This is a genomic window from Chryseobacterium sp. StRB126, assembly GCF_000829375.1.
In the GTDB taxonomy this organism is placed as follows: domain Bacteria; phylum Bacteroidota; class Bacteroidia; order Flavobacteriales; family Weeksellaceae; genus Chryseobacterium.
In genome coordinates, this window is sequence record NZ_AP014624.1 from 948,189 (window position 1) to 958,228 (window position 10,040).

8 protein-coding genes are annotated in these 10,040 nt (G+C 32.1%); all 8 read right to left on the reverse strand.

Translation table 11 applies throughout. The features are described from left to right. Positions 1 to 43: 43 nt before the first annotated feature. The 8 genes from CHSO_RS04135 to CHSO_RS04170 all read right to left on the reverse strand — a co-directional run bounded on the left by CHSO_RS04135 (position 44) and on the right by CHSO_RS04170 (position 9,677). A complete protein-coding gene (locus CHSO_RS04135) occupies positions 44 to 2,236 on the reverse strand; it encodes a peptidase domain-containing ABC transporter (RefSeq protein ID WP_045492615.1) in 2,193 nt (730 codons plus the stop codon). An 82-nt stretch (positions 2,237 to 2,318) separates the two neighbouring features. Further along, complete coding sequence (locus CHSO_RS26575) at positions 2,319 to 2,483, reverse strand: bacteriocin-like protein (RefSeq protein ID WP_410493387.1); 165 nt, start codon at positions 2,481 to 2,483, stop codon at positions 2,319 to 2,321. Positions 2,484 to 2,577: 94 nt separating this feature from the next. After that, a complete protein-coding gene (locus tag CHSO_RS04140; protein ID WP_045492618.1) occupies positions 2,578 to 4,086 on the reverse strand; it encodes a vitamin K epoxide reductase family protein in 1,509 nt (502 codons plus the stop codon). 313 nt (positions 4,087 to 4,399) lie between these two features. Continuing rightward, complete coding sequence (gene gwsS / locus CHSO_RS04145; protein ID WP_045492621.1) at positions 4,400 to 5,482, reverse strand: grasp-with-spasm system SPASM domain peptide maturase; 1,083 nt, start codon at positions 5,480 to 5,482, stop codon at positions 4,400 to 4,402. A 178-nt stretch (positions 5,483 to 5,660) separates the two neighbouring features. Further along, entirely contained in the window at positions 5,661 to 6,563 is a 903-nt protein-coding gene (gwsG, locus tag CHSO_RS04155) for a grasp-with-spasm system ATP-grasp peptide maturase (RefSeq protein ID WP_045492628.1), read from the reverse strand. Continuing rightward, positions 6,541 to 7,413, reverse strand: a complete 873-nt coding sequence (locus CHSO_RS04160) for a hypothetical protein (protein WP_045492630.1) — start codon at positions 7,411 to 7,413, stop codon at positions 6,541 to 6,543. Before CHSO_RS04160 ends, gwsG begins: the two co-directional genes overlap by 23 nt. A gap of 70 nt (positions 7,414 to 7,483) precedes the next feature. Continuing rightward, complete coding sequence (locus CHSO_RS25290) at positions 7,484 to 7,687, reverse strand: TIGR04139 family peptide modification target (RefSeq protein ID WP_084220925.1); 204 nt, start codon at positions 7,685 to 7,687, stop codon at positions 7,484 to 7,486. 250 nt (positions 7,688 to 7,937) lie between these two features. Further along, positions 7,938 to 9,677 (reverse strand): helix-turn-helix domain-containing protein, encoded by a 1,740-nt coding sequence (locus CHSO_RS04170; protein ID WP_045492636.1) that lies wholly within the window; start codon positions 9,675 to 9,677, stop codon positions 7,938 to 7,940. Positions 9,678 to 10,040 lie beyond the last annotated feature (363 nt).

The window sequence follows — 10,040 nt, forward strand, 5'->3', positions numbered from 1 at the left end:
TCTATAAGCTTTTCGGATTCCGCTATATGTTGATTTTATTTGGTTAATTTCCTAGTTCCAGCTGGTTTCTCACCAATCGGTAATATTCGCCACGAAGATCTACCAATTCGGCATGACTGCCTTCTTCTACCACCTTTCCCTTATCCAGTACAATAATCTTATCAGCATGTTTTACAGTAGAAAGCCTGTGAGCAATAACTACTGCTGTTTTACCTCTAAAGAACTGTTCAAGGTTTTCCATGATGATCTTTTCATTATTGGCATCCAATGCAGAGGTAGCTTCATCAAATAAAATATATTCGGGAGATTTATAAACGGCTCTCGCAATGAAAAGTCTTTGCTTTTGGCCGCCACTTACTCCAACTCCTTCATTCCCGATTTTTGTATTATAACTTAATGGGAGACCTTCCACAAATTCTTTAATATTGGCTATTTCTACTGCACGTCTTAATTTCTTTTTATCAATATGATCTTCACCAACAGCAATATTATTAGCAATTGTATCATTAAATACATATCCTTCCTGCATGACAACTCCACAATGGTCTCTCCAGAATCGAGGAGAAATGTTCTTCAGTGCAGTATTCCCGATTTTGATATCTCCATGGTCTGGTTCATAAAACTTCATCAGGAGTTTCAGTAAGGTGGTTTTTCCACTTCCACTGGCTCCAACAATTGCGGTAGTTTTCTGGTACGGAATAGTAAGGTTCAGATTTTCAAAAACCGGGACATCGGATCCGATGTATCTGAATGACATATCAGTAATCTCAATATCCTTTTGTGGAATTTCCATTGCATATTGTTCATCCTTATTTTCTTCATCTTCTTTATCGTGAATTTCACCCAATCTTTCAAGAGAAATTTTGGCATCCTGAGTTTGTTTAATGAAGTCAATAAGCTGAAGAAGCGGGCTGTTCAGCTGCCCAATGATATATTGAACAGAAAGCATCATCCCTAAGGTTAAGTTGCCGCTTAATACCAACTTTGCAGACAGGAAACTTACCAGAATATCTTTCATCTGATTAATGAAGTTCCCTCCTACAGATTGCCACTGCTCTAAAGACAATGATTTTATTCTGATTTTAAATAATTTTACCTGCAGAAACTCCCAATCCCATCTTTTTTGCTTTTCAGCATTATGCATTTTGATTTCCTGCATTCCATTGATAAGCTCAATTACTTTACTTTGTTCTTGAGAAACCTGGGAAAATCTTTTGTAATCAAGTTCTTTTCTTTTTTTAAGGAAGAAACTAATCCATCCGATATAGGCTATTGCTCCTACAAGATAAACAATGAAAAGTCTGTAATCATAAAGCAGAAGAACAATACTGAAGATTATCAGATTGACTAATGAAAACAGAGTGTTTAATGAAGAACTTGTAAGGAGTTGCTCTATTCTATGGTGGTCATTAATCCTTTGCATGATATCTCCGGTCATTCTAGTATCAAAGAAGCTGATAGGAAGCTTCATCAGTTTGATAAAGAAATCGGAAATAATCGAAATATTGATTCTGGCAGAAAGATGGAGAAGAATCCAGCTTCGGATGGTCTCAATACCCATTCTGCCGAAGAATAGCATAATCTGTGCAAGAAGGACAAGGTAAATAAAGTTAATATCCTGATTCTGTATCCCAACGTCTACAATACTCTGAGTAAGAAAAGGGAAAACCAGGGATAGTAAACTTCCTGCAAGAAGTCCTACTGCAAGTTGAATAACAAGTGATTTGTATTTAAGAAGATATTTGGAAAGAAAAGAAAAGCTGGCTTTACTTTCTTCATTGTCAAATTCGGTTTGAAAGAAAGCCGGTGTTGTTTCCAGTATAAGGGCTATTCCTTCCTCAGTGTTTTCATTGGCATTTTCCCCGATCCAGGCTTTGATAAATTCCTCCTGATTATAGGTAATCAGTCCGTAGCTGGGATCAGAGATGTATACCTTGTTATTTTTATCGACTTTATAAACAACCACAAAATGATTTTTATTCCAGTGTGCGACACATGGAAGTGGAACTTCTTCTACAAGGGTTTTAAAGTCGACCTGAACTCCCAATGAACGGAAGCCCAAATTCTCTGCAGCATCACTTAGGCCAAGAAGGCTGCTTCCTTCACGGGTAGTTTCAGAAAGGGCGCGGATTTGTTGCAGCGATATACTTTTACCGTAATATTTACTTACAATTCTAAGACAGGTAGGTCCACAGTCTTTGGTGTCTGGTTGTTTATAAAAAGGAAATTTTCTCAAAACTAATAATCATTATAAAATGCCGTCATATTCTGACGACATTTTTGCTTTATTCAATATTATAATTCAATGAAATGGTAGGCTAGTAGTAGCACCATTTATTACATGCATTTATAGCTCCCTCCTTAGGCGGGTTAATCTTGGATTCGCAATAGCTCGCTTCGCTTTGAATTCTTGCACATTCCTGAGTAATGCCGCCTTTCAGTATACTTAGGCCTTCTCTTGAAAGTTTTTTTAGATTTTTCATAATAAATAGTTTTTGGTTTTCCTACTCTTTTATAGCTTTTCGGATACCGCTTTTATTTTTCCTAAGATAGTGAATTTTGAATCATTGGTTATGATTAAATTTCGTCATCTTCTATTAACTCATCCATAAAAAATACGATATCTTCTCTGTCATATTTTTCCGGGAACTGGTAGCCGTTAATTACAAGGATGGGCGTGAAGTTAAGTCCTGCATTACTGTTTTCAAGGGTCATTTGAGTCAATGAATTGAGGTTTTCTGAGGTAGGAACTCCTCCGGACAATATATTGACTTTGCTTTCATCTCTTGTTTCGAACCATTCTTCTACTGCATGCAGGAATTCATTTTCCGGTTTATTGTTGTAGATATACGTTAGATCTGAAATTAATGCATTGTATTTTTCATTAGATCTTTCAGGAGTATAATTAAATCTCATTTGTAAGGAAACATCTTCAGGGTATTTCTTTAAAAGACTTTCTGCCAGTTTATGACCATCTTTACAGAAACCACAATAAGGATTTGAAATAACGGAGATACGAAGTCTTGCATCCTTTTTCCCCACTGAAAATGTCTCAGTATCCTGGAATTCTATTTTATCTCTTTCTAATAACTGGCTCTTGAATAGTTCATAATTCCTTTTGAACCTAAGATTTTTAGCATTGGTTTTTTGAAGTTCTTCTTTTTGTTCAAGCAGAGTATTGAAATACATTACTGCTGAAAAAATCATTGCCCATAAGATAACCGTAAGTAGAAGGGCACCTACTCCAAAAGTAAGATTCTGGAAAAATAAAGCGCTGATAACTATTTGTCCAACCAGAATAGAGATAATTAACAGACAAACTCTACAAAATGTTTTTTCAACAAAAGCCTGAATATAGAGAGAATAACCAATGGCAAGTATTGAAACAAAAGTAAATCCTTTTACAATATAAGCTGTAGCCGGTAAAAATAATCCTAATATCGCTAATCCTGTAAAGTAGATAAGTGAAAAGTCTGAAAACTTTAATCCTAAAATACTGGTCTTATCTTGTTTGATAATCCTGTCACATGAATTTGCCGTTTGGGTGGCAGGAGCAGCTCCACAAATACTTCCTATAACAGTAGATGTATTTCCAAATTTCTGGTTGAATAACTCCAATGAAATATAAACTCCGGCCAATGAAAGAAGATTAAAGATCGCTTCAAGTAATCCCTGATATATGAATGAGTAGATAAGAATCACCGCAAAAACAGCATATAAAATAGGCTTGAAATTGAAAGCTGTTTTATTTTCTACATTTTCAGTCTTTTCAAACAACAGGACGAAGTCTGTAGAGTTTTTATAAAGTTCCTCTTTGCCTAATGTTTTTGCTTTTTCAGAATAGACTGAATAACTGCTTCCTGATTTTTTCACCAATGAGAATGCGTTATCAACAATAGCAATAAATTCTTCAGGAAGTTCATCCCAGTATTCTTTATCAAGTTGATAAGCATCATTTTTTACTCCCAAAAAGTTTAAGGTATCACTGAAAGCCAATGCTGACGGATAATTGGGATGAGAATTAAACTGGAAAATAAATTCCTGTTTATCAAGTTTTAGGTAGTTAATTAGTTTATCAAAAATCATATTAATATTTTCATCTAAAATACACAGATGTTTTAAATTAACAAAAAAATTTTTCTTTTATTAGTGAGATATAAGGTGTTATTGGTAGATTTGGTTTGAATATCAATATTTTATTTACAGGATTTGGCTTGAAAAGCATTTTTTATTTGGTATAAATATAAATCTGAAGTAAAAATATCAAATAGACATTTTTTTTGTTGGTTGGAGTTCCATTTTCCCACAGATGGATATATAAGGATTTTCATGGTTAATGTTTACATTCATAATTAGCGCATCTGTGGGATTTGGAATAACATATTTGTGTTCTACCTTTTTAATTGGGAATATTTTCCATATTGTAATGTTTCATGGCCTTTTGTTTCAAAGGATTTTGACTCCAGTCTTTCCATATTCCTGTATAGGGGTCATATCCACATTTTAAAGGTTTTGAAATATCAAGGCCTTCTTTATTCTTGTGGGTTCTTTCTGTATAAGCGCGGCAATCGGTACAGACATAGCGAAACTCACAATCTTTACAAATTTCTATTTTCTCCTTAGTAAGATTCCAGTATTTTTTGAAATCACTTTCTATCAGAACTTCTTCAAGACTGGATTGATGAATATTTCCAAATTTTTCGGGCATTAAAGGACAGTTTTTTATATTCCCGTCTCTATCAATTCCAATTTTTTTGTGTAAACAGGAATTATGATTGATGGCTTCAAGAACTTTGGGAAGATTGGTGTTGAAATATTTTAGATCTATTTTTCCGCAAGCGGATATTTTGATGTTTTCATGGTTAAAGTTGATACTGAATCTAAATATTTCTTTGGTCTTAAAAGGGATCTCGTTGCAATTGTAAAAAATGAAATTATAAATTCTTGTAGTTGATTGATTGAGGATTTGAAAAAACTTTTCATTTAAGGCATTATGAAATGGAGCGTATATTTCTATACCTTCTAAAACAGAGCCTTTAAACTTATTGTCAATATCCTGAAATTCTTCAAGAGAAAGCTCTTTAGTAGAATAAATTACCAAATGTTTTACTCCTAAGTTGTTTATAGAGGTCTTTATTTTGTCGAGAATAATGATATTGTCAATTTCAATGAAAACATTAGAAACCTTGCTTACTTCTTGAAATTCATAAGATAATGGAAGAAAATTCCTATCCCAATCCTCATTAGTTATAAAGCCATATTCTTTTTCAAGCAGAAAGTTTATATATTCATGCATGATCTGTTTAGATTCAGTATCATAATTTTCTAAGATGTTTTCAATCGAATCATTTTTCAGCTCCTCAATAATATCATACAATTCCAAAGGATAAAGATCAGAGATCTTCCTCTGAAGATCTGAGATCAAGATCCTTCCGGCACCTTTGGTGATCAAAATATTACTGAACAGGTTAAAATATCTCATAATAGTCTTGTCAATGCTTTTATTGGTCTTTCTCTCATCAGGTAATCTGTTTGATAAGTTTCACACTCTACATAGTGTATGTTAATACTATTTTTATCATTAGACTTTTTAGTCCCAAGCTTTTCAATAAATTTAAAGGTAAGAGGTAATTTATTTTTTTCTTCTTTAAATAGTTTCTTCATAAATATTGTGCTATTTCTTTTTCTAATGAGTAGTTGCAGGTATCTGAAAGTCCTATGAACTGACCTGTAGGATTAACTTCCAAAAAGTAGAAAATGTCTCCACTTTTTATAAAATCTATTGAACCACAGCTTAGGTCCAGCGATTGCATGAGCTGATACGTTTTTTCTTCAATATTTTCAGGAAGCTGATAGGATACCTTCCTGTTGGGATTTTTATAATTATATTTTCTGAAATCGGTTTTAGTTTGTTCGTCATTTTGAGAAATAATAGCAGTAGACCATATTTTGCCATCCAAATAAAAACTCCTGATTTCAAAATCCTTTTCAATTTTTTCCTGAAAGAAAGTAATGAAGAAATTTTCCTTTTCTTTTTCCTGTACAATCGAAGTGTAAATAATGCCGTTGAAATTTTTATCAACAGAATCCAATATCACATTTTCGGTAATGGGTTTTGTAATTGTTTCATGGATAATAACTTCATCTGTATTCTCTGCTAAAAAATATTCGGGAACGTTTAACCCTATTTTTTTTGCTTGCTCCAGAACTAAGAGTTTATTGACGTGATTGTTGCTTTGTTTGTTAATGCTTTTTTTTGATTCCAAAGTTTTGATCACATAATCTTCAAGCCAATGCTGATGTTCATCCATATGATGGTTGGCAGCATTATTTTCATAGGATATACGTTTGAATTTTAAGCCACCTCTTCTGTACCAGGTACTTACGATCTCATCCAGAAAAAAACTGTTTCTGTCACTAATCAGGTAAATTCTTTTTTTATCGGTTTTAATTTCAAAAAACTCATCTTCATGTACACGAATAAACGTCTTTCCCATCGCCGAAAGATATTTGATGACTTTTGTAGTCGTGGAATCTCCGTTATTCGATATGATGAGTATCATCCTGCTTTTGTTTTTTAAAATAATCTTTTCTTATTTTGGAACTGTGTTTCATACTTGGGATTCCCAGGCTCTTCCGGTTGCGATCAGTCTGCGTACTGTCTTTTACTGGAATCATATTAAAGCCGTAGCGTGTGATTTTTTTATGAGATCCTAAGTAAGTATCTTCCATTCTTGCGTAGTCGCGAGGAGAAAAATCTCCCGATTTTACATATTCCAGCAATTTGTCCTTTATAAAAGGATAATCTTTTTTGGACTCAACCATATGAGAGATAAAGGTAGGCATAGGAAACCATCCTATTTTTTCAGGTGTTGGAAATCCATAATTTTTAAAGGTCCATATTAAGAGTTTTGCATTTTTCTCAACATTTTTTCTGGTCAGTGCAGTATCAAGAGGGCGTCCTTCCTGATCTCTTATCAGAGCAATCTTGAAAGAATCAACCAGCTTTTTATCTAGTCCTTGTTTCCATTCTGTTATTTTTTGTTCTACAGATGTATTGTCTATCCCGTATTTATTAAAAAGAGGCATATACTTTTTATATTCGTTACCATAAGGAGCCATCAGAGATATTAATTGATAAAGGCTTTTTTTTCCACCAAAGTCTTCATGATACTGATCGGCTAGGGTTATATAAGTTGCATATTCTTCAACCCGATCCTGATTTTTAGGATCATATTCTTTGAAAATTTTCTGATACTCTTTTACAGCTAGTTTAGGGTTATTGGCCATTCTGTAGATGCTGTCGGCCTCATTTACTTTGTTATAATAAGTAATGTAGTTCTTTTTACAAGATGTAAGGGGTAATAAAACAATAAGGAGAAAACCAGATCTTATTAATGATGAAATTTTCATAAATGATTTAATTTAATAATATGGATAAAAAAAGGAGGGAATTTACCCTCCCTTTTTCTTTATTCATATACTAGCAAACTTCTAGTCTACCAATATAATCACCTCCATTAGAAGTATAATGATCGGCTTCGTAGCATCCTGGTGTTGTAACTGCTGCACTAGATTCAATAGCATAAGACTTTAGGCTACCATTTACTGATTTTAAATCGTCTCTTTTAAGTTTTTTGTTTTCCAAAGAAGAAAAACCTTTCTTCATTCCTGTTAACTTTTTCATTGTTAAATTTTTTTTGAATTAATATTTGCTTGCCATATGTCCCTGACATGGGAAGGTGCTGATCAGCCTTTATATTTATGTTTTGTACTGTACACATACAAAAAATAAATTTTGTGTTTTTACCTGTAGCAAACATACACAAGTGTAAATCGTAAAAAAAGTCTTGAGGTTTTAAATTTATAAATTTACCTATATGAATTTATAAAAATAAATGAAGTAATTATTTGTAAAATAATTACTTACAGTTATTTCAGGAATTGGTTAAATTATCAATTTCTTTAATGTACATAGAGAGTGTAGTGCCTGTTTTTTTCTTAAAAGCTAAAGAAAATGCCTGTTCATTATTGTATCCTAGCTCCTCAGCAATGACAGATAATTTGTAGGAACGGAATTTTTTGTCTTTCACCAACCTATTTAAAGCAAAGTCAATTCTAAGATCATTAAGATAAGTCGCAAAGTTTTTTCCTTTATGAGTATTGATTATTTCAGATAAATAGGCAGTATTTGTTTTTATATTTTTTGCTAGGCTGGCTAATGTAATCCCCTTTTTTAAGAAAAGTTCCTTGGATTCAAATATTCTCAATTCTTGTAATATAAATTGAGTAACTTCTTCAGATAGGGCTTTAGTGGTTTTATCATTTTGTTCATTTTGTTCAGGAATTGCTAAGTGATTTATTTCAATATCATTAGCGCCATTTTTTTCATCAATATTGTTCTCTTCAATATTTCTCTTTTCAACCAGGCTAATTAAATCCTGTGCAATTTTTCTCTGCTCTTTTTCTTTTTTCTTGGATTTATAGTATAGATATATAATGAATAGGAGTATTAATACAAGAACACCAACAGAAACATAAAGTACTTTTTTTCTGATTTCTAGTTTCTCGATGATATCTTCTTTTTCCTGTAAAAGATTGGGAGTGTCATACTTCTTGGGCAACTCGGTAGATAAATATTGAATCTGTTCATCGAGTTTCTTATCAACCACCAGAAAACGGTCAATATAGTAAAGTTGCTTTTGTTGATCATTATTAGCTTTATAATAATCTATAAGGTAAGTATAAACTTCACGGAGCTCAGGAAAGGTAATATTGTATTTTTGAACATCGGAGTCTAACTTAATATAGGTTTCTGTAACTTTTTCCTTATTTTTTAATCCCTGATAAGCTTTCCCTAAATTATAAAGGGCATAGTTAGCATTTGAATTTTCATTGTTATTGGTGAAATAATTATAGGCATTCGATAACTTTATAATGGCAGTATTATATGCTTTTAATTTAAGATCATAAGTTCCGGACAAATAAGAATATAGATTAGGGTCGTATTTGTTTTTACCTAGGAGAATAGATTTTTGTCCTTCTTTAATTAAAATATTGGCGGAATCTAATTTATTAATCTCTAGATAACAGCTTATTAGAGCTATGCGTATTTGATTGTGTTGATAGGTATCTGTAATATTATTTCCATTGTATAGATAATATCTGAATGTTTTAGCAGCTTCTGCATTCTTACCTATATAGCTATTGATATACGCAATACTCATATTGGCATAAGCTGTTTGCTTTTCGTCGTGTTGTTCTTTTGCGTATTTAAGCCCGAGAATATAATTATCCAATGCCGCCTTTAAATTATCATGCTTATAATATAGATTTCCTTTGGTCAAATATGTTCTGGTAGGGTATAGATTTCCTTTTACAGTTTTTGTAATGGTAGTTAAACTATCAAGATATTTTAGAGCAGTCGGATAATCTTCATAAAAATGTACTAGGATATAGCCTTCCGCTATTTCAAGAGTGTTTTTTTCTTTTTTAGCCTTTTGGAGATAATATCTGGCTATCTGCTTGGCATCTGAAGTTTTATTATAGTCATAATAATCATAAAACTTATTCTTTAGTTCCGAATAAGTAAATTCATATAAATTATCAAATTTGCCCTTTTGAGCACCTGCCAAATTGCTGGATAATAATAGTATAATCAGGACTATATATTTCATTCTTTTGTAAATACGAAACAAATTTACATTTTTATTTAAGAATGTCTGTTTTCTGGAATAATGACCATATTCAACGGTGTTTTATGAAATAATAAGACATAATTATTATTAAATCAGTTGGTTGTGTTTTGGTGAGATCTCTAGGATGTAGAGTTTAATATGATATGATATAAAATCCGTAATTAGATTTTTATTTAAATATTTTTGAAATAGAAGTCTTCATCTCTCATCAATATTAAATCCCATGTTGGTGTTTGTAAGTTATTGGTATTTAATGGTTTGGGTGTGTTTTTTATGATATGAATTTATAAATTTATATGATGTTTTTATTGTAAATTTGAAAAATATTCTTTTATTTGTGTT

Bases quoted from the DNA above. Each gene is read 5' to 3' on its own strand.
- gwsG (WP_045492628.1), bottom strand. From the start codon at position 6,563: ATGATACTCATCATATCGAATAACGGAGATTCCACGACTACAAAAGTC.
- CHSO_RS25290 (WP_084220925.1), bottom strand. From the start codon at position 7,687: ATGAAAAAGTTAACAGGAATGAAGAAAGGTTTTTCTTCTTTGGAAAAC.
- CHSO_RS04140 (WP_045492618.1), bottom strand. From the start codon at position 4,086: ATGATTTTTGATAAACTAATTAACTACCTAAAACTTGATAAACAGGAA.
- CHSO_RS04160 (WP_045492630.1), bottom strand. From the start codon at position 7,413: ATGAAAATTTCATCATTAATAAGATCTGGTTTTCTCCTTATTGTTTTA.
- CHSO_RS26575 (WP_410493387.1), bottom strand. From the start codon at position 2,483: ATGAAAAATCTAAAAAAACTTTCAAGAGAAGGCCTAAGTATACTGAAA.
- CHSO_RS04170 (WP_045492636.1), bottom strand. From the start codon at position 9,677: ATGAAATATATAGTCCTGATTATACTATTATTATCCAGCAATTTGGCA.
- gwsS (WP_045492621.1), bottom strand. From the start codon at position 5,482: ATGAGATATTTTAACCTGTTCAGTAATATTTTGATCACCAAAGGTGCC.